Annotated in this window: 17 protein-coding genes; 14 read left to right on the top strand and 3 right to left on the bottom strand. The window is 45.3% G+C overall.

Going from position 1 to position 18,784, the window contains the following annotated elements; all coding sequences use genetic code 11:
- Window positions 1-57: 57 nt before the first annotated feature.
- From KQI22_RS05505 to KQI22_RS13945, 11 genes are all read left to right on the top strand, one after another.
- Complete coding sequence (locus KQI22_RS05505) at window positions 58-1,563, top strand: S1C family serine protease (RefSeq protein ID WP_253293523.1); 1,506 nt, start codon at window positions 58-60, stop codon at window positions 1,561-1,563.
- Window positions 1,564-1,819: 256 nt separating this feature from the next.
- Window positions 1,820-3,760 (top strand): LTA synthase family protein, encoded by a 1,941-nt coding sequence (locus KQI22_RS05500; protein ID WP_216551077.1) that lies wholly within the window; start codon window positions 1,820-1,822, stop codon window positions 3,758-3,760.
- Between the two features lie 28 nt (window positions 3,761-3,788).
- A complete protein-coding gene (argJ, locus tag KQI22_RS05495) occupies window positions 3,789-5,054 on the top strand; it encodes a bifunctional glutamate N-acetyltransferase/amino-acid acetyltransferase ArgJ (RefSeq protein WP_330623270.1) in 1,266 nt (421 codons plus the stop codon).
- A gap of 215 nt (window positions 5,055-5,269) precedes the next feature.
- Window positions 5,270-5,647 (top strand): GntR family transcriptional regulator, encoded by a 378-nt coding sequence (locus tag KQI22_RS05490; RefSeq protein WP_216551075.1) that lies wholly within the window; start codon window positions 5,270-5,272, stop codon window positions 5,645-5,647.
- Window positions 5,634-6,539, top strand: coding sequence for an ABC transporter ATP-binding protein (locus tag KQI22_RS05485; protein WP_216551074.1), 906 nt, complete (start codon window positions 5,634-5,636; stop codon window positions 6,537-6,539). Before KQI22_RS05490 ends, KQI22_RS05485 begins: the two co-directional genes overlap by 14 nt.
- Window positions 6,511-8,634 (top strand): DUF6449 domain-containing protein, encoded by a 2,124-nt coding sequence (locus KQI22_RS05480; protein ID WP_216551073.1) that lies wholly within the window; start codon window positions 6,511-6,513, stop codon window positions 8,632-8,634. Before KQI22_RS05485 ends, KQI22_RS05480 begins: the two co-directional genes overlap by 29 nt.
- A 3-nt stretch (window positions 8,635-8,637) precedes the next feature.
- The gene (gene coaBC / locus KQI22_RS05475) at window positions 8,638-9,846 is read left to right on the top strand and encodes a bifunctional phosphopantothenoylcysteine decarboxylase/phosphopantothenate--cysteine ligase CoaBC (protein ID WP_216551072.1); all 1,209 of its coding nucleotides are present in this window, start codon (window positions 8,638-8,640) and stop codon (window positions 9,844-9,846) included.
- 71 nt (window positions 9,847-9,917) lie between these two features.
- Window positions 9,918-10,568 (top strand): potassium channel family protein, encoded by a 651-nt coding sequence (locus KQI22_RS05470; protein ID WP_216551071.1) that lies wholly within the window; start codon window positions 9,918-9,920, stop codon window positions 10,566-10,568.
- A gap of 1 nt (window position 10,569) precedes the next feature.
- Entirely contained in the window at window positions 10,570-11,742 is a 1,173-nt protein-coding gene (locus KQI22_RS05465; RefSeq protein WP_216551070.1) for a glycosyltransferase family protein, read from the top strand.
- Between the two features lie 26 nt (window positions 11,743-11,768).
- Window positions 11,769-11,939, top strand: a complete 171-nt coding sequence (locus KQI22_RS05460) for a hypothetical protein (protein ID WP_216551068.1) — start codon at window positions 11,769-11,771, stop codon at window positions 11,937-11,939.
- Window positions 11,940-12,067: 128 nt separating this feature from the next.
- Window positions 12,068-12,202, top strand: a complete 135-nt coding sequence (locus KQI22_RS13945; protein ID WP_256447406.1) for a hypothetical protein — start codon at window positions 12,068-12,070, stop codon at window positions 12,200-12,202.
- Between the two features lie 125 nt (window positions 12,203-12,327).
- Here KQI22_RS13945 and KQI22_RS05455 read toward each other — a convergent pair whose 3' ends face one another.
- Window positions 12,328-13,359 carry a 3-deoxy-7-phosphoheptulonate synthase gene (locus KQI22_RS05455; protein WP_216551067.1) on the bottom strand — a complete coding sequence of 344 codons (1,032 nt, stop codon included), beginning with the start codon at window positions 13,357-13,359 and terminating at the stop codon, window positions 12,328-12,330.
- Between the two features lie 72 nt (window positions 13,360-13,431).
- The gene (locus KQI22_RS05450) at window positions 13,432-14,790 is read right to left on the bottom strand and encodes a polysaccharide biosynthesis protein (protein ID WP_253293522.1); all 1,359 of its coding nucleotides are present in this window, start codon (window positions 14,788-14,790) and stop codon (window positions 13,432-13,434) included.
- A gap of 91 nt (window positions 14,791-14,881) precedes the next feature.
- Between KQI22_RS05450 and nifS the strand changes: the two genes are divergently transcribed.
- The 3 genes from nifS (at window position 14,882) to mnmA (ending at window position 17,732) form a co-directional block, all read left to right on the top strand.
- Window positions 14,882-16,063 (top strand): cysteine desulfurase NifS, encoded by a 1,182-nt coding sequence (nifS, locus tag KQI22_RS05445; protein WP_216551066.1) that lies wholly within the window; start codon window positions 14,882-14,884, stop codon window positions 16,061-16,063.
- An 88-nt stretch (window positions 16,064-16,151) separates the two neighbouring features.
- Window positions 16,152-16,589 carry a Fe-S cluster assembly scaffold protein NifU gene (nifU, locus tag KQI22_RS05440; RefSeq protein WP_216551065.1) on the top strand — a complete coding sequence of 146 codons (438 nt, stop codon included), beginning with the start codon at window positions 16,152-16,154 and terminating at the stop codon, window positions 16,587-16,589.
- Window positions 16,590-16,640: 51 nt separating this feature from the next.
- Window positions 16,641-17,732 carry a tRNA 2-thiouridine(34) synthase MnmA gene (mnmA, locus tag KQI22_RS05435; protein ID WP_216551064.1) on the top strand — a complete coding sequence of 364 codons (1,092 nt, stop codon included), beginning with the start codon at window positions 16,641-16,643 and terminating at the stop codon, window positions 17,730-17,732.
- Here mnmA and KQI22_RS05430 read toward each other — a convergent pair.
- The gene (locus tag KQI22_RS05430; RefSeq protein WP_216551063.1) at window positions 17,710-18,540 is read right to left on the bottom strand and encodes a histidinol-phosphatase HisJ family protein; all 831 of its coding nucleotides are present in this window, start codon (window positions 18,538-18,540) and stop codon (window positions 17,710-17,712) included. The two genes, mnmA and KQI22_RS05430, sit on opposite strands and share 23 nt — an antisense overlap.
- Between the last annotated feature and the right edge of the window lie 244 nt (window positions 18,541-18,784).

Raw genomic sequence — 18,784 nt, 5'->3', positions numbered from 1 at the left:
ATAGTTGTAAAAAGACAACTTTGAGGAAGAGAGGTAAGAATTATGTATGACAATGATTTGAATCAGGATTTAACATATGTAGAAAGAAATCCGGAAATCCCAATGCCGGATGACAATGGTAAGAAAAAACATAAAAAAGAAAAGAAACCGGGAAAAGGAACCGGCAGAAGTGCATTAAACGGTCTGGTATTCGGGCTTTGTGCAGCACTGATCTTCTGTGGTGTGGTAGCAGTCGGTAACAGAACATTTTTAAAACCGGCGCAGCAGGAAACGGTAGCAAGTGCAACAGCAGATACAGAAGAAACGACAGAAGCTGCTGCAGATAAGAGCCAGACAGATATCCCGAATACAACGACAGGCACAGCACAGACTGTTTCACAGGCAGGTACAGGTTATTCCGTATCCGACATTGCCAAAAACTGTATGCCTTCCATCGTAGCGATCACCACAAAGGGCATTGAAGAAGTCAGAAGCATGTTCGGTACACAGCAGAGAGAAAGTGAAGGCGCAGGTTCCGGTATTATTGTAGGAAAGAATGATACAGAGCTGCTTATTGCAACCAACAACCACGTAGTCAGCGGTGCGGAAGAAGTTTCCGTCTGCTTTGATGATTCAGAGGATTCCGTTGTAGCGGCAAAGGTAAAAGGAACAGATTCTTCCAATGACCTTGCGATCGTATCCGTAGCATTATCCGATATCAGTGATGATATCCTTTCCAATATCAAGATCGCAACGATCGGTGATTCTTCTTCCGTTCAGGTAGGAGATCAGGTAGTAGCCATCGGTAACGCACTTGGTTACGGACAGAGTGTTACAACAGGTATTGTTTCCGCTTTGGACAGAGAAGTAACGATCGATAATGTGACATCTAAGCTGATCCAGACAGATGCAGCGATCAACCCTGGTAACAGTGGCGGCGCCTTATTAAATATGAAAGGTGAACTGATTGGTATCAACTCCGCTAAATATGCATCCGCAGAAGTAGAAGGTATGGGATATGCGATCCCGGTAGCAACCGCACAGCCGATTCTGGACAATCTGATGACAAGAGAAACAAGAGAGGTTGTTTCCGAAGATGAAGCAGGTTATCTTGGCGTATCTGTACAGGATGTATCAGAGGAAGCGTCTTCTTACTACGGAATTCCATCCGGTGCTTATCTGGCAGCAGTAGAGGAAAACGGTGCAGCAGCAAAGGCTGGTATCAAACAGGGCGATATCATTACAAAATTTGACGGACTCTCCATTTCAAGTGCATCCGAACTGAAAAGCACGATTGCCTACTACAAAGAAGGCGAGACTGTAGATGTTGTTTATATGCGTGCCAATAACGGTGAATATGAAGAACATACGGTAAGTGTTACACTGGCAAAGAGTGAAGCAGCTGCAAAACAGAATGCACAGCAGAAAAACAGTACAGACAGCCAGAACAGCCAGAGCGGTAATCCAAAAGACGGGCTGACCGTTCCGGATCCGAATGCAGATGAGTCAGAAGATCAGCAGCAGGATGAGAGCCAGTATTACGGAAAAATGCAGGACTTTTTTGATCAGTTCTTTGGAAATTAAGGGAAAGACCAGAGCAGATGTGAAAGAAGCCTGTAATAGGGAATGAAATATAGGAATGCGAAAAAGGATTTCTTCCGGGAAAACGGAAGAAATCCTTTTTTTATAATGTCATGCATCTTTGATGCATGATGTAGCATGCATCAGCTTGCAAAATAGAGTAAAATCGTTATAATGAATACAGAAATAGGGAAGATGATCCGGAAGGTGCAACATGAAGCAAAAGACAAAAGAAACTCTGAAGGCTATCAGAAGCTACATGATAAATAATTATCTGATCTCGGTTCTGCTGATCCTGGTGATTGAAGTGCTGGCAAGGCATTCTCTGACAGACGGGATCCGTTTTGTATGGAACCATCCGTTTCTGACTTTGTTCAGTGCTGCTGTGCTGACTGCTTTTTATGCACTGGCACTGCTTGCGCCAAAGCGGAATTTTGTATGGCTGTGTATTACGGTAATCATTATCGGATTGGCGGTGACCAATTCCATTTTACTCTGTTTCCGTATCACACCGCTGGCAGCAACAGATATTGCGCTTCTGACTTCTGTATTTGAGATCATGGGCATTTATCTGACGGTATGGCAGATCATTTTGCTGGTACTTTTAGTGCTGGTGGTCATAGCGGGGCTTATTTATCTGGGGATCCGTATGAAAAAGCAGGCATATCATCCGCTTTTTGCAGCCTGTAATGCAGTGATCTCTATTTTGGCGGTCATTCTGATGATCCATATCGGGGATGCAAAGGGCTGGCTGCAGACGGAGTTCGCAAATCTGCCGGATGCGTATGCGGATAACGGATTTGTCTATTGCTTTACCAGAAGCCTGTTTGACCGTGGTATTTCCAAACCGGATACCTATAATGAAGAGACTGTGGACAATATCTTAGAAGATATGAAAAAACAGCAGACCAATGAAGTAGAAGAAAAGCCCAATATCATTTTTATACAGCTGGAATCTTTTATGGATCTGAATCGTATGCAGGGCGTCACGTATTCGGAAGAACCGACACCGGTTTACAGCAGCTTACGGAAAAACTGTCCCGGCGGATTTTTAAAAGTGCCGAGTGTCGGAGCCGGAACAGCCAATACAGAATTTGAGATACTGACCGGAATGTCGATGGATTATTTCGGCGCCGGAGAATATCCCTATAAAACGGTTCTGCAGGATGAAACGTGTGAATCCATGGCGTACAATCTGAAAGAGCTGGGTTACCGGACCGGAGTGCTCCACAACAATACAGGCTCTTTTTACAGCAGAAATAAGGTATTTGCAAATCTGGGTTTTGATTACTTTGTTTCTTCCGAGTATATGAAAAATCTGTCCTACAATCCGATCGGATGGGCAAAGGATAAAGTTTTGACGGAACAGATCCAGCATATATTGAAAACGACACCTGAGCAGGATCTGATCTATACGATCACGGTACAGGATCATGGCAAATATCCAACCGAGCTTACGGAGGAACAGCATATCAAAGTAAGCGGTTTTGCACCGGAGGATGAAGAACGGCAGAATGCATTTACCTACTACGTGAACCAGTGTCATGAGACGGATGCATTCCTCGGTTCGCTGATCGCAACACTGAATGCCTTTGAGGAGCCGGTTGTGCTTGTTTTGTACGGTGATCACCTGCCGAATCTGGATATTACGGAAGATGAACTGGCAAGCGGAAACCTGTTTCAGACGGAATATGTGATCTGGTCCAATAAGAAAATGCAGGAAGATTATGAGCTGTCCCGAAAAAATGAGAATCTGTATGCCTATCAGCTTTCCGCCCATGTGCTGAAGCTGCTTGGCATGAATAACGGACTGCTTACGAAATTTCATCAGATGTACCATAACTATGACAACTACAAACCAAATCTGAAAATACTCCAATATGATATGCTGTATGGAGAGAAAGAGGTTTATGACGGTGTTTCACCATATGAACCGTCAGATCTGCAGATGGGCTTTGATCCGATCCAGATCACAGATGTTTCTTCTGTCGGCGGTTCTGTCTATGTCATGGGCAAAAACTTTACGGAAAGCAGCTTTGTCTTTATTGACGGAAAGAAGCAGGATACGGTATTTTTAAATGAGAATACACTGATGGTATCAGATAAGGAGCTTGAAGGCGGCGAAGAGGTCTATGTGGCGCAGCTTACCGATGTCAGTGCACAGCTGAGCAGTACAGAGGTGTTTACCTACGGAGATTGAAAGAAAACTGTCAGATAAAATGATAGAAATGAAAAGGAAAGATACAAAAATGGAACTGATTGGAAAAGAAGGTTTTACTTTTACGGAAGGCGGCGTATGTGCGGCAAAAGGGTTTCTGGCAAACGGTCTGAACTGTGGACTGAACAGTGACCGGAATAAAAATGATCTCTGTCTGATCATGAGCGAAACGGAGTGCAGCGCAGCAGCGGTCTATACGCAGAACAAAGTAAAGGGTGCTCCCATCCTGGTAACAAAGGAGCATCTGGCAAAAACAGGTGGAAAGGCAAAGGCAGTGATCGCTAACTCCAAAAATGCCAATACCTGTAACGCAGACGGAGAAGAAAAAGCAGAAAAAATGTGTCAGCTCGCAGCTATGCAGCTTGGAATCAGACCGGAGGAAGTCATTGTGGCATCTACCGGTGTGATCGGACAGATCCTGCCGATCGAGCCAATTGAGGCACATATAGAGGAACTTGCAAAAGGATTGACTGCAGATGGTAATGAAAAAGCAGCAACAGCCATCATGACAACAGACACCGTTAAAAAGGAAGTTGCTGTTTCTTTTGAAGTAGACGGAAAGACCTGCCATGTCGGCGGTATGGCAAAGGGAAGCGGTATGATCCATCCGAATATGGCGACAACACTGAATTTTGTCACAACGGATGTAAATGTTGCTCCGCAGCTTGTGCAGAAAGCACTTTCCGAGATCGTGAAAGTTACCTATAACTGTCTGAGCGTGGACGGAGATACTTCTACCAATGATATGGTCTGTGTGCTGGCGAACGGACAGGCAGGAAATGCCATGCTCACAGAAGAAGGAGCAGCATACCAGCAGTTTTATGAAGCACTGTATCTGGTTCTTATGAATATGACGAGAATGCTGGCAGCAGACGGCGAAGGTGCGAGCAAGCTGCTGGAATGTACCGTTTCTGAAGCAAAAGATCTGGATACTGCCATCATCGTAGCAAAGAGTGTGATCTGTTCTCCGCTGTTCAAATGTGCGATGTTCGGAGAGGATGCTAACTGGGGACGTGTGCTATGCGCGATCGGTTATGCAAAAGCGGATTTCCCGATCGAGAAGGTCGATGTGGATCTGGCATCTGAAAAAGGTGTGCTTGCGGTCTGCAGAAACGGTTCCGGTATTCCGTTTTCAGAGGAATTTGCCAAGGAAGTACTGCATGCGGACACGATCCGGATTCTGGTCAATCTGCATGACGGCGATGCAAAAGCAACAGCCTGGGGCTGTGACCTGACGTATGATTACGTCAAGATCAACGGCGACTACCGCTCCTGATATATGCAGCATACATCTATGCTATAGAACGTACATCAGCTCTTGTATTCTGTTTACTGTCATCCACTGCATAGGCAGCGCGTGGCAGAGCAGAATGCAGGAGCTGTTTTTTATGTGGCAGCACATTCCGGGATTCATATATTGACGCACCGGAGTGCAGATGTTATGCTGAGTGTATTAGTGGAATTAGTACACTTGCATTTGGAGGAGACTATATGATTTTAGTTGACAGTCAGGATGCCAGCCCAATCTATGAACAGGTATACAGGCGCATTCGTACGTTGATCATGACAGAGGCGTTAAAAGAAGGAGAACAGCTTCCTTCTGTCCGTTCGCTTGCCATGGAGTTATCGATCAATCCAAATACAATTCAGAGAGCATACAGTTTATTGGAGCAGGAAAAGCTCGTGTATGTTGTCAAGGGGAGAGGGAATTTTGTGGCGCACAATGAAGAAATTCCAACGATGAAGCGGAAACAGTTTACCGAGCGTTGCCAGAAGATAATCCGGGAAGCAAAGCAGATGGGGCTGACCAGTGAAGAAATCAAAGAACTGCTGCGTCAGTGCGTGGAGGAAGAAAATGATAGAGATTAAGCACATCACGAAGTCGTTTGACGGCTGTAAGGCTGTGGATGATGTCAGTGTGACGATAAAGGAAGGTCAGGTTTTCGGACTGATCGGAACAAACGGAGCAGGAAAAAGTACGACACTGCGTATTATGACCGGTGTCATGAAACCGGATGCGGGAGAAGCACTGGTAGATGAAGAACCCATTTACCATAACGTGGGCAGGAAGGAACGTATTACTTTTATACCGGATGAGCCGTACTTCTTTTCAAGTGCCACTCCTGCGATAATGGCACAGTATTATGCCAGTATTTATCCGGCATTTGAAATGGTACAGTTTTATGAGTGGCTTGATAAATTTGGTCTGGAAAAAACAAGAAGGATCGCGACTTTTTCAAAAGGAATGAAAAAGCAGCTGATCATGTTATTGTCTATCTGTACGCAGACCAAATACCTGATCTGTGATGAAACATTTGATGGGCTTGATCCGGTCATGCGCCAGAGTGTAAAAAGTATGATCGCAAGCCAGATGGAAGAGAGGGGGCTGACCTGCGTGATCGCCTCCCATAATCTGCGTGAGCTGGAAGATATCTGCGATCATGTCGGTCTTTTGCATAGAGGAGGTGTGCTCCTTTCCAAAGATCTGCAGGATATGAAATGCAATATCCAGAAGGTACAGTGTGTGTTTCAGACAGAAACAGATGCTCTGATCGGTATGCAGAATCTTGATATTGTGCAGAAGGAAAAGAGAGGTTCTTTGTATACACTGACGATACGCGGCAAAAAAGCGGAGATCATAGCGCATTTTTCACAGGTCAGTACGGTCTTTTTTGAAGTACTGCCGTTATCTTTAGAGGAAATCTTTATCAGTGAAACGGAGGTGGCAGGATATGACATCCGGAAACTCGTTATGGGCTAGAACAAAAGAAAATGCCAGACGCAGAAGGTGGCTCTGGATCGGCAACAGTTTTGCTTTCTTTATATGGATGCCAATCCGCTTTCTGGCTATGTGCAGCAGCCTGCAAAGAGATTATGGAACGAATGCGGTGGATATTTTCAGAGACAGCGCGAGAAATCTGCTTATGTCAAATATCGGATTCGGAAATGTCTCCAGCCTGTCATCCTATTCTGTCATGTACAGTTCCTTCACAACACTTCTGCTGATTGTGTTGTCGGCTGTGATTGCTGCCATGGAAGGATATTCTTATTTGTATGACCGCAGGAAGGTAGACAGATTCCACAGCGAACCTGTCAGCTCCCGTGTGCGCTTTTTCAGTATCTATCTGAACGGATTTAAGAATTTTGCACTGCCTTACCTGTGCAGTGTCCTGCTATCGGTGCTGATCGGTGGGTATTATCATCTTGTGACGGGAAAAATGATCGGCTATTTTGCAGGGATAACCATATTTGCCATGCTGTTTTTCCTGGCAGTTTATCATATGGCAATACTGGCCGTTGCCCTGACCGGTAATTATATTGCGGGTGTCTGCGGTATTCTGGCATTTCTGGGGATCGAATGGGCGATCCGGAATCTGGTGTACAGATATTGTCTGGCATATTATCATACTTTTTCGACGTATTCGCGTGACGAGATCATGAGTCCTGTTTTCAGCGTGGCGACCATCTTTTTACAGGGACTTCGAAAATTTGCCGTAGATGGAGAGAAAACAGCTGCTTCCCTGCTTCGACAGATGGGAGGCAGTGTAAGCGGTATGTTATTGTTATCGGTAATAGCGTTAGTGCTTGCTTATCTGGCGTATCGCAACAGACCGGCGGAAGCAGCAGGACATTCTATGGCATTTGGCTTTTTAAAACCACTTGTTAAAATAACGGCAATGGTACTGGCAGGACTGACACTCGGCTGGATCTTATCGGATCTTTCCGGAAAATCAATCTATATTGTAGGGATCGGTATTTTTATGGGTGTTTTGCTTGCCCATTGTATTGTCAGTATTATACTGGAACAGAGATTGTCTGCTGTATTTCATCACCTGTGGCAGCTGGGACTGGGGATTGCGATCTCCGGACTGATATTTTCTGTCTTTGCCTTTGACCTGACGCGTTTTGATGACCGTGTACCGAAGGAGTCGGATATTGATACCGTGGCAATTGCGTTGTCCGCACAGCAGAATGACAGCTCTTCCTATTATGGGGATTTTATCAAGGTAATGGTCAGACGGATGTATCTGAAGGATACAGAGGTTGCACTGCAGTTTGCTGCGGCTGACTATTTCCATCAGACGGGAGACAATGAACTGCTGGATTACAATAACCAGTATGATGCCACAACTGTTTTATATCGTATGAAAAACGGAAAAGAGTATTACCGCACTTATTATATTGATATGGCAGCACAGAGCGACATGATGAACCGCCTGCTGGATAATGATGATTATAAAAGAGCGGTTTTCCGTATCTATGACGAAGATTATATGGCGGGATATGACAGAAAGCAGTGCTATTTTGAAGATGTATTCGGGACAAAGTCTCTGCGGGAAGATGAGATCACGGATCTGATAGAATGTCTGAAGCAGGATTATGTTTCTTATTCTTATACAAACCTGCGGGATGAAGTGGAGATTGGACAGATTTCGTTTACTGCATCCGATAAAAACTACACAGATCAGATGAGCGACAGCTATGCGGTTTATCCGTTCTGCAAAAAGACGCTTGCTTACCTGGAAAAGAAAGGGTACTATGAATCTGACCGCTCTCTGCTTGATGAGGTAAATCGTGTCGAGATCACTTATTATGTAGACGATGATTATATGAATGTGAAAACGGAAAATTATGATGACAGGGCGGAAATGGAAGAAATCATAAAGAACTGCCAGCTGTCAAATTTCGGTATCTGGTGGAAAGAACAGAATGATTATATGGAGGATATTTATGTCAGCACCTATACAGGTGACGGCAATATACAGTCATTCCGCGTCTTAAAAGCAAAAGGACTTCCTGATTTTGTGCAAAAAGATCTGGAATATGAGGAAAGCACGCAGGAGAAAGGATATTAGATTATGTTAAAAGGAAAAACAGTGCTGCTGGGAGTCACAGGCTCCATTGCAGCTTATAAAATGGCAAATGTAGCAAGCATGCTCGTGAAAATGCATGCGGAGGTGCATGTGCTGATGACGCAGAATGCGACACAGTTTATCAATCCGATCACGTTTGAAACACTGGTAGGGCATAAGTGCCTGATCGATACCTTTGACCGGAATTTCCAATACAGCGTGGAACATGTGGCGCTTGCCAAGAAGGCGGACATCGTGCTGGTCGCACCGGCTTCCGCAAATGTGATCGGCAAGATCGCAAACGGGATCGCAGATGATATGCTGACGACAACGGTCATGGCTTGCCCTTGTAAAAAGCTGATCGCACCGGCAATGAATACACGGATGTTTGAAAATCCGATCCTGCAGGACAATCTGGAAAAGTGCAGACATTACGGAATGGATATCATTATGCCCGACAGCGGCAGACTGGCTTGCGGTGATGTCGGAAGCGGCAAACTGCCGTCAGAGGAAGTGCTGGTGGCAGCGATCTTAAAGGAGATCCGCTACGAAAAGGATATGCAGGGCTTAAAGGTGCTTGTGACAGCAGGCGCAACGCAGGAAGCAATCGATCCTGTCCGTTTTATTTCCAATCATTCCACAGGCAAGATGGGCTTTGCACTGGCAAAAACCGCTATGCAGAGAGGCGCGGAAGTTACCGTGGTGGCAGCACATACAAGTGCCGAGGAACCGCTTTACGTGAATATCAGACGCGTGAGCAGTGCAGCAGACATGTTTGAAGCCTGCAAGGAAGAAGCAAAGACTGCAGATATCATTATAAAGGCAGCGGCGGTTGCGGATTACACACCGGTTGAGACAGCTGACAATAAGATCAAGAAAAGCGATGATACGATGGCGATCACCTGCAAAAGAACGCAGGACATTCTGGCATATCTCGGTGCACATAAGCCGGACGGACAGTTTTTATGCGGCTTTTCCATGGAAACAGAGCATATGCTGGAAAACTCCGAAAAGAAGCTGGAAAAGAAAAATCTGGATATGATCGTGGCAAACAACCTGAAAGTAAAAGGCGCAGGCTTTGCAACAGATACCAATGTTGTGACACTGATCACAAAAGAAGAGATCAAAGAACTCCCGCTGATGAGTAAGGATGAAGTGGCAAATGAGATCCTGACACAGATACTACAGCGCAGATGCCCGAAAAACGGACAGTAAGCACAGGGTAACTGAAAATGATCACATTTGCTGATAGATATATGGTATAGATAAAAGTGAGGAAACAACAGATGAAAAGAGTGTTAATGATAGGAATGGGAAAATTCGGGCGCTATCTCTGCGACAGTATGTCAAAGCTTGGCAATGAGCTGATGGTGGTAGATGTAAGGGAAGAAGTGCTGGAAGAGCTTGTCTCAAAGGTAATGAACGTCCGGATCGGTGACTGTACAAGCGAGAAGTTTTTAAATAGCCTGGATGTAGGTTCTTTTGATATGTGTATCGTCTGCATAGGCAGTAACTTCCAGAACAGTCTGGAGATCACAAGTCTGTTAAAGGAAATGGGTGCCAAATATGTGATCAGTAAGGCGAATCGGGATATCCACGCAAAATTCCTGCTGCGTAACGGTGCGGATGAAGTTATTTATCCAAACAGGGATATTGCACAGCGTCTGGCAGTCAGACTTTCTGCTAATCACGTTTTTGACTATATCCAGCTTTCCGATGACTATTCGATTTATGAAATACCGGTACATCCGGACTGGATCGGACGCACGATCCGAGATATTGATATCAGAGCAACCTATCAGATCAATGTGCTCGGCATTAAAACAGAAGAAGAGACAGATTTTCTGCCAAAGCCGGAATATTGCTTTACCGGAAAAGAGCATCTCATGATCCTCGGACGGAAAGAGGATGTCAATGCCATGCTGAAGGAATTATAGTATGAAAAAGATCATCTTATTTGAGGGGGATATTGAAACACAGGGCTATTTTTCCAGACAGATGAAAAAAGAACTTCTGCGGCTTGGGTATGAAGTCTATCTGTATGATCTGAAGAAGCCGTGGGAAAGCACGGGGCAGATGCTGCGCTTTCTGGAAAAAGGAAATACCATGCTGCTTTCCTTTAATTTTCATGGAATGTGTCAGGAACCGCAGTTTCTGGATGAAAACGGTACGTATATCTGGGATGCGCTGGACGTGAAGTGCTGTAACATTCTGGCGGATCATCCGTATTACTATTACAAGCTGCTGGCACAAAGACCGCGGAACTACTGTCAGTTGTCCATAGACAAAAATCATGAAGCGTTTATGCGGCGTTTCTTTCCGGAAATTGAAATGGGACCGTTTCTGCCGCTTGGAGGAACCCAGATCGACCATCCGACATTAAAGAAAATGCCGGAGCGGAGCATGGATGTTGTCTTTACCGGCAATTATGCCTCGCCTTCCCGGTTTGAAAAGTACATCACGCGTCTGGGAGACGAATATACGGCATTTTATTACGAGATGATAGATGCACTTTTGGCGGATCCGTCCCAGACGGTCGAAGAGGTAGTGGAACGTTTTCTACGCAGGGAAATACCGGATGTGACGGAAGAACAGCTAAAGGAAACGATGCAGAATATTACCTTCATCGATCTGTATGTACGCTATAAAACAAGAGGTGAGGTCGTAAAGACGCTCGTGGATGCAGGGATCAAGGTGCATGTATTTGGCGATAAATGGAATGAGCTTCCTTGCGAAAGACCGGAAAATCTGATCAACGGAGATTCTCTTTTTTCAGAGGAATGTCTGGAAAAGATCAGAGACAGCAGGATTTCTTTAAATGTACTTCCATGGTTTAAGCTGGGGGCACATGACAGGATCTATAATACGATGTTAAATGGTGCGGTCTGCCTGACCGATACCAATCCTTATCTGGATGGGATCCTGCGGGATGGCGAAAATTGCCGGCTCTTTTCTCTGACACGGAAAGAAGAATTGCCGGATATTGTCAGATCGCTTCTTGCCGATCCTGCCAAAATGGAACAGATCGCAGAGGCAGGGCTTCAAACAGGTCTGCAGAACACCTGGGCACAGCGTATGGATCAGCTGGATCCGTGGCTCAGGAGGCAGTAAGAGACGGAAGAACAGGGGGATGAGGAATGAACAGAAAAAAGATCCTGATGATCGGCGGAAGTATCATAGTTGTCATATTGGTAATAGCGGCTTTTATATTTTGGCCGCGAAGATTACTGCCTAAGAGTGCAGTGCTTCAGCTTGATGCGGTGACAATTAAATTGCTGATGGTAAATGTACAGGGATTACGGGAATAAGTGTAGAAGACCAGAAAAAAGTAAGGATGATTTTACAGAAATACACATGTCATTTATGCGCTGATCCTCAAAAGGGTGATGAAGATTGGGAATGCACATTGTCATATTTTGCGCAGAAAAAGGATCGTATGGATGCATGGTGGCTTTTAGAGATATATAAGGGCAAAGCATACAGAAATTACGGAAATTATTATTATGTTGTGAATAATAGTGATGGACTCAGGCAGGAATTATATGAGGTATTGAAGCCTTATGTTGAATAAATAATCCAGAATAAGAAACAAGTATATCTTATAGAAACAGCAGAATAGAAGTGTATGAAATAGCCGGCGTCACATGAAATGTGACGCCGGCTGGATTTTTTAGAGATGTTTATTGATAGTATTAACTATACATTAAGCTCAGCCAGTTCATAAAGCAGCTTTTCGCTGTCTGCCCAGCCAAGACAAGGATCTGTGATGGATTTTCCGTAAATGCCTTCCCCGATCTTCTGGTTGCCTTCCTCAATGTAGCTTTCGATCATGACACCCTTGACAAGAGAGTGGATATCAGGATTTACCTTTCTGGAATGCATAACCTCCTTGACGATACGGATCTGCTGCTCGAATTTCTTGCCGGAGTTGTTATGGTTGGCATCGATGATCGCAGCAGGGTTTAACAGTTCGCGTTCCTGATACAGATCGTTTAAGCGGCTTAAATCTTCATAATGGTAATTCGGAAGGCTTCTGCCGTATGGATTGACGGAACCACGCAGTACAGTATGTGCCAGTGGATTTCCGGTTGTTTTCACTTCCCAGCCACGGTAAGTAAAGGTATGCGGATGCTGTGCAGCATACACGCTGTTCATCATAACCGTCAGATCACCGGAGGTCGGGTTTTTCATGCCTGCAGGCACATCAAAACCGCTGACCGTCAGACGATGCAGCTGATCTTCTACAGAACGTGCACCGATGGCAACGTAGGAAAGAAAATCAAATACATAGCGGTAGTTTTCCGGATAAAGCATTTCATCGGCAGCGGTCAGCCCTGATACGTCCATGGCATGAATGTGCATCTTACGCATGGCTACGATACCCTGCAGAAGATCCGGCTTTTTGGAAGGATCCGGCTGATGGACGATGCCCTTGTAGCCTTCACCGGTTGTACGCGGCTTATTTGTATAAATACGCGGAATGACAAGTAATCTGTCATTGACCTTTTCATTGACCTTTGCAAGTCTTTCGACATAATCGCAGACAGCATCTTCATTGTCTGCACTGCAGGGACCGATGATGACAAGCAGCTTGTCGCTTTGTCCGGTCAGTACATCTGCGATTTCTTTATCTCTCTGTTTCTTTAAAGCAGCCAGTGCCGGCGGAACAGGGTACTGTTCTCTGATCTCGGCTGGCGTTGGTAATTTTTGTATAAAATCCATTCCCATCTGGGTACCCTCTTTTCTTTGTGGTATATTTGGCTACAACGCAGTCCGTATGCCATTATAGCCCACAAACGCCTATCTTGCAAGAAAATAACGGCGAAGTGAGAAAAGAATAAGGGCTGTAAACAGGAGCTGGCTGAAAAAGATACCGAGCAGATAGCCGTACATACCAATGGACGGGATCAGGAAGAAAACAAAAGCAAGACGCAGCAGCAGGCTGACCACATTATAGAAAAAGGCGGAAAGTGCGCGGCCGAGCCCGTGCAGGATGCTGTTTAACACGCTGCCCATATACAGGATCGGGCAGACAATGCTCAGCATGCGGATATAGTCGCCGGCAAGTGTGCTGTCAAAAAGCAGCTTTCCGAGAAAAGTGCCAAAGATGAGCAGAACCACACAGCAGACGCTGCCAAGCAGCAAGCAGGCAAGTAAACATTTTTTGACTGCCTGACGGATTTTCTTGTGGTTCCCGACCGCCTGTGCTTCTGAAATGTAGGGCAGAAGGAGCACAGAGACGGAAGAGGTAATGGCACTTGGGAATAGAAGAAGCGGCAGTACCATTCCGGTCAGAACGCCGTAACAGCGCAGGGAATCCGCAGTGGAAAGCCCGTACAAGGTCAGACGGTTTGGAATATACACTGCTTCGATGCTCTGCAGGCCGTTCAGGACAAGCCTGTTTGCCATCAACGGAAGCGCAAGCAGCATGATTTCCTTTGTATATCTGCCGCCCGCTTTGACGGAAAAGGAAGCAGGCAGATGAAATGACTTTTTTTCCTGCACAAATAAAACGATCGTACTTAAAAGAGTGGAGCAGACTTCGCCGATGAGGACACCCAGCATGGCAACTGCGATCGTCGGGCGGGCGTGGATCGTATAGCCGTAGGTGTAAATGGCGTATACGCTGAGTACTCTTGTAAGCTGTTCCACAAGCAGGCTGGCGGAGGGCAGCAGTGTTTTCTTCAGCCCGTAATAATAGCCGTTGATGCAGCTGTGGATGCTCGCAAACGGAATGGACAGGGCAAAAATGCGGATCAGAGGTTCACAGCGCGGCTCCAGCAGAAAGCGGGCTGCGAGCATGGCAGCATTTTGATACAAAAAGACTGTAGCAATGACAGAAAGCAGAATAGAGAGAAGAAAACCTGTCAATAATGTTGCAAGGGCGGATCTCTTTCTGCCCTGCGCATGATAGGCAGCTGTGTATTTGGAAATGGCTGTCTGGATGCCCGCAGAAGTAAAAGCATAGGAAAGTGCCATGATGGGAGCCAAAAGCTGGTAGATCCCCATGCCCTCCTCGCCAATGCTGCGGGACAGAAAAATACGGTAAAAGAACCCAATGATCTTTGTGAGAAAACCGGTCAGCGTAAGTAAGATCGTACCGGATAAAAAAGGATATTTATTGCGCATACTTACCTGTAGAAGTTTATTATTATGCATATGCTTTGCGGTTTCTTGACAGAACCTATATGCGGTGCTATGATGCAAATAAAAATTCCTACTATTGAGATATGAAAGGAAAAACGGGAAAATGAGTAAGTTGATTTATCTGGATAATGCAGCGACAACAAAGGTAGCAGATTCTGTAGTGGATGCGATGCTGCCTTATTTTAAAGAGTATTACGGAAATGCAAGCAGCATCTATCAGTTAGGTGCAAAGAGTAAGGAAGCACTCGATGAGTCGAGAGAATATATTGCCGGAACGCTCGGTGCAAAAGCGAACGAGATTTATTTTACAGCAGGCGGTTCCGAGTCTGACAACTGGGCGATCAAGGCAACAGCAGATGCTTATGCCCAGAAAGGAAAACACATCATCACATCTGCGATCGAGCACCATGCGGTACTGCATACATGCGAGTATCTGGAAAAGCACGGCTATGAAGTGACTTATGTAGGCGTGGACGAAAACGGTGTGATCAAATTAGACGAGCTCAAGGCAGCGATCCGCCCGGATACGATACTGATCTCTGTCATGTTTGCAAACAATGAGATCGGAACGATCCAGCCGATCAAAGAGATCGGGGAGATCGCAAAGGAACATGATATTTTATTCCATACCGATGCAGTACAGGCATATGCACAGGTACCGATCAATGTAGATGAAATGCATATCGATATGCTTTCCGCAAGCGGACATAAATTAAACGGACCGAAAGGAATCGGCTTCCTTTATATCAGAAAAGGCATCAAGATCCGTTCCTTTGTCCATGGCGGACAGCAGGAGCGTGGCAGAAGAGCCGGTACGGAAAATATTCCGGGTATTGTAGGACTGGCTGCAGCAGCAAAGCGTTCCTTCTCCATGCTGGAGGAAAAAATGCAGAAGGAGATCGAGCTCCGTGATTATCTGATCAGCAGGATCGAAGCAGAGATCCCGTACTGCCGCTTAAACGGAGACCGTAAGAAACGTCTGCCGAACAATGTGAATTTCAGTTTTCAGTTTATTGAAGGAGAATCCATGCTGATCCTTTTGGACAATAAGGGAATTGCAGCATCCAGTGGATCTGCCTGCACATCAGGCTCGCTTGATCCGTCCCATGTCCTTCTGGCGATCGGACTGCCACATGAAATTGCACATGGCTCACTCAGACTGACACTGTCAGAAGAAAATACAAAAGAAGAAATGGACTATGTAGTAGAGCAGCTTGTTGCCATTATGGAAAGACTGCGCAGCATGTCACCGCTTTACGAAGATTTCATGAAGAAACAGAAGTAAGCATTGGCTAACTAATATAAAGGAATACAGAGAAAAGAGATATAGACAGAAAAAGAAATATAGATTGAAGAGTTACAAGGAGAATACTATGTACAGTGAAAAGGTAATGGATCATTTTCAGAATCCACGAAATGTAGGAGAAATAGAAAACGCAAGCGGTGTCGGAACCGTCGGTAATGCAAAGTGCGGCGACATTATGCGTATGTATCTGGATATTGATGACAATGGCATCATCCAGGATTGTAAATTTAAGACATTCGGCTGTGGTGCAGCAGTGGCTACGAGCTCCATGGCAACAGAGCTTGTAAAGGGTAAGACGATCCAGCAGGCACTCGAAGTGACCAACAAAGCCGTTATGGAAGCGCTTGACGGACTGCCGCCTGTAAAGGTGCACTGTTCCCTGCTGGCAGAGGAAGCCATCCATGCAGCACTCTGGGATTATGCAGAGAAAAATCATATCAAGATAGAAGGCCTTTCCAAGCCTAAGAACGATATCAGTGAGGGCGAGGAAGAAGACGAATATTAATTGCCGGTCTATCGGTGTGAAAAGAATGACACAGGTTTTATAGGAAGAGATATGGGAAAAAAGGTAGTAGTAGGTATGTCGGGAGGTGTTGATTCCTCCGTGGCAGCATATTTGTTAAAAGAACAGGGCTATGATGTGATGGGAGTCACGATGCAGATCTGGCAGGATGAAGATACGGAAACAGTATCGGAAAACGGCGGATGCTGCGGGCTTTCTGCGGTTGATGATGCAAGACGCGTTGCGCAGAAAATAGGGATTCCTTATTATGTGCTGAATTTCAAGCAGGAATTTCAGAAAGATGTGATCGATTACTTCACAGCGGAATATCTGGCGGGCAGAACGCCGAACCCGTGCATTGCCTGCAACCGGTATGTAAAGTGGGAAGCTCTGTTAAACCGCTGTATCGGTCTGGGTGCAGACTACATAGCAACAGGACATTATGCGCGGATCGATAAGCTGGAGAACGGCAGGTTTGCCATCCGCAACTCTGTGACGGCAACAAAGGATCAGACCTACGCACTTTATAATCTGACACAGGAGCAGCTTTCCCATACACTTCTGCCGGTCGGCTCTTATACGAAGGATCAGATCCGGGAGATCGCAAGACAGCAGGATTTGCCGATCGCCAATAAGCCGGACAGCCAGGATATCTGTTTTGTACCGGACGGAGATTATGGCAGCTTTCTGGAACGGGAAGTACCGGATAAGATTCCGGGACCGGGTAATTTTGTATCAACAGACGGTAAGATTTTAGGAACCCATAAGGGGATCACACATTATACGGTGGGACAGAGAAAAGGTCTGGGACTTGCCATGGGACATCCGATCTTTGTGACAGAGATCAGACCCGATACCAATGAAGTAGTCATAGGAGAAAGCACAGATGTGTTTGCCCGTGCGCTGCTTTGCAATAAGATCAACTATATGGGCATGGAAGATCTGCCCGCGCCGCGCCGCTGCACCGCCAAGGTGCGCTATGCGCATCAGGGAGCAGCCTGCACGATAGAAAAGAGCGGAGAAGATCAGATCCGCGTCATCTTTGACGAACCTGTCCGGGCGATCACACCGGGACAGGCAGTCGTATTTTATGACGGAGAATATGTGCTTGGCGGTGGAACGATCATAGGAGCGTGTCCAGTTTAAAATATTCCGGCTGTCTTTTTTCGTAAACCGCATAATATTTAAATCCGATCTCCTGCAGCATCTGACAGGTGGCAGAAAACTGATCGGTCAGATATTTCGGCTCATGCGCGTCGGAACCGATCGTAATGACCTTGCCACCCAGCTCATGATATCTTTTTATGATATCGATGCAGGGATTGGTAGAGCCGATACCACAGCGGAAACCGCCGGTATTGACCTCAAGTCCTTTATCATTTTTGATCAGGAACAGTAAGATCTCATCGATGATCTCGGCGTAATCTGCATAATGGTAGTTTTGGTTTTGGGTAGGACCGTAGCGAACGACGTAATCCAGATGCCCGTACACATCAAAATTGGAAAATTTCTGTACATTTTCAAGCTCTGATTCAAAATATTCCCGATAAGCCTCTTTTTCACTTCTTCCTTCATAAAAATCAGGATAATACGGATCTTTTCCGTGGCATACATGGGAAGAGGCAATGATAAAATCAAAATCATGCGCATGACTGAGTTCGTTATTTTTCTGGACGATCGCCGGGTCGACACCAAGCTCGATCCCGAACAGGATTTTGATCCTGTCACCGTACTTCTCACGTTTCGTCAAAAGTTCGTATAAATAAGAATCCACATTTAAAAGAAATATATTTTCGGGATCTCCCGCATGACGCGGATAATCAAAGTCATTGTGTTCTGTAAAACAGATGTGTCTGAGCCCCAGAGAGAGGGCTTTCTGTATCATTTCCTCCATACTGCCTTTCCCGTCGCTGGAAAAAGTCGTATGGACATGCATATCTGCGTAAATTGCCATAGGGTATAACCTCCTTTATGATAAGAACATTATTCTATTCCGTTTTGCAGTTCCATTTTAATGATTTCGCATAAGAAGTGCAATTGATAATTGCGGTTAACTATGTAAAAATTTTGAAAAACGGTAAAAAAACAGTCAAATCCAAATAAATTTCAAAATCTGACTTGCATTTTAAGGACAAATTGGTTACAATAAATTCGCTGACAAAATTTTATCAATTTCATACATGGAATTGATAGAATAA

Source organism: Kineothrix sp. MSJ-39 (assembly GCF_018917935.1).
Lineage (GTDB): Bacteria > Bacillota > Clostridia > Lachnospirales > Lachnospiraceae > CAG-194.
This window is presented reverse-complemented; position numbering and strand designations above follow the sequence as displayed.

Coding starts and splice junctions, on each gene's coding strand:
- KQI22_RS05490 (WP_216551075.1), top strand. CDS start 5,270: ATGATTTTAGTTGACAGTCAGGATGCCAGCCCAATCTATGAACAGGTA.
- KQI22_RS13945 (WP_256447406.1), top strand. CDS start 12,068: ATGGATGCATGGTGGCTTTTAGAGATATATAAGGGCAAAGCATACAGA.
- mnmA (WP_216551064.1), top strand. CDS start 16,641: ATGGGAAAAAAGGTAGTAGTAGGTATGTCGGGAGGTGTTGATTCCTCC.
- KQI22_RS05465 (WP_216551070.1), top strand. CDS start 10,570: ATGAAAAAGATCATCTTATTTGAGGGGGATATTGAAACACAGGGCTAT.
- KQI22_RS05455 (WP_216551067.1), bottom strand. CDS start 13,359: ATGGGAATGGATTTTATACAAAAATTACCAACGCCAGCCGAGATCAGA.
- argJ (WP_330623270.1), top strand. CDS start 3,789: ATGAAAAGGAAAGATACAAAAATGGAACTGATTGGAAAAGAAGGTTTT.
- KQI22_RS05450 (WP_253293522.1), bottom strand. CDS start 14,790: ATGCATAATAATAAACTTCTACAGGTAAGTATGCGCAATAAATATCCT.
- nifS (WP_216551066.1), top strand. CDS start 14,882: ATGAGTAAGTTGATTTATCTGGATAATGCAGCGACAACAAAGGTAGCA.
- KQI22_RS05480 (WP_216551073.1), top strand. CDS start 6,511: ATGACATCCGGAAACTCGTTATGGGCTAGAACAAAAGAAAATGCCAGA.
- nifU (WP_216551065.1), top strand. CDS start 16,152: ATGTACAGTGAAAAGGTAATGGATCATTTTCAGAATCCACGAAATGTA.
- KQI22_RS05470 (WP_216551071.1), top strand. CDS start 9,918: ATGAAAAGAGTGTTAATGATAGGAATGGGAAAATTCGGGCGCTATCTC.
- KQI22_RS05485 (WP_216551074.1), top strand. CDS start 5,634: ATGATAGAGATTAAGCACATCACGAAGTCGTTTGACGGCTGTAAGGCT.
- KQI22_RS05500 (WP_216551077.1), top strand. CDS start 1,820: ATGATAAATAATTATCTGATCTCGGTTCTGCTGATCCTGGTGATTGAA.
- KQI22_RS05460 (WP_216551068.1), top strand. CDS start 11,769: ATGAACAGAAAAAAGATCCTGATGATCGGCGGAAGTATCATAGTTGTC.
- coaBC (WP_216551072.1), top strand. CDS start 8,638: ATGTTAAAAGGAAAAACAGTGCTGCTGGGAGTCACAGGCTCCATTGCA.
- KQI22_RS05430 (WP_216551063.1), bottom strand. CDS start 18,540: ATGGCAATTTACGCAGATATGCATGTCCATACGACTTTTTCCAGCGAC.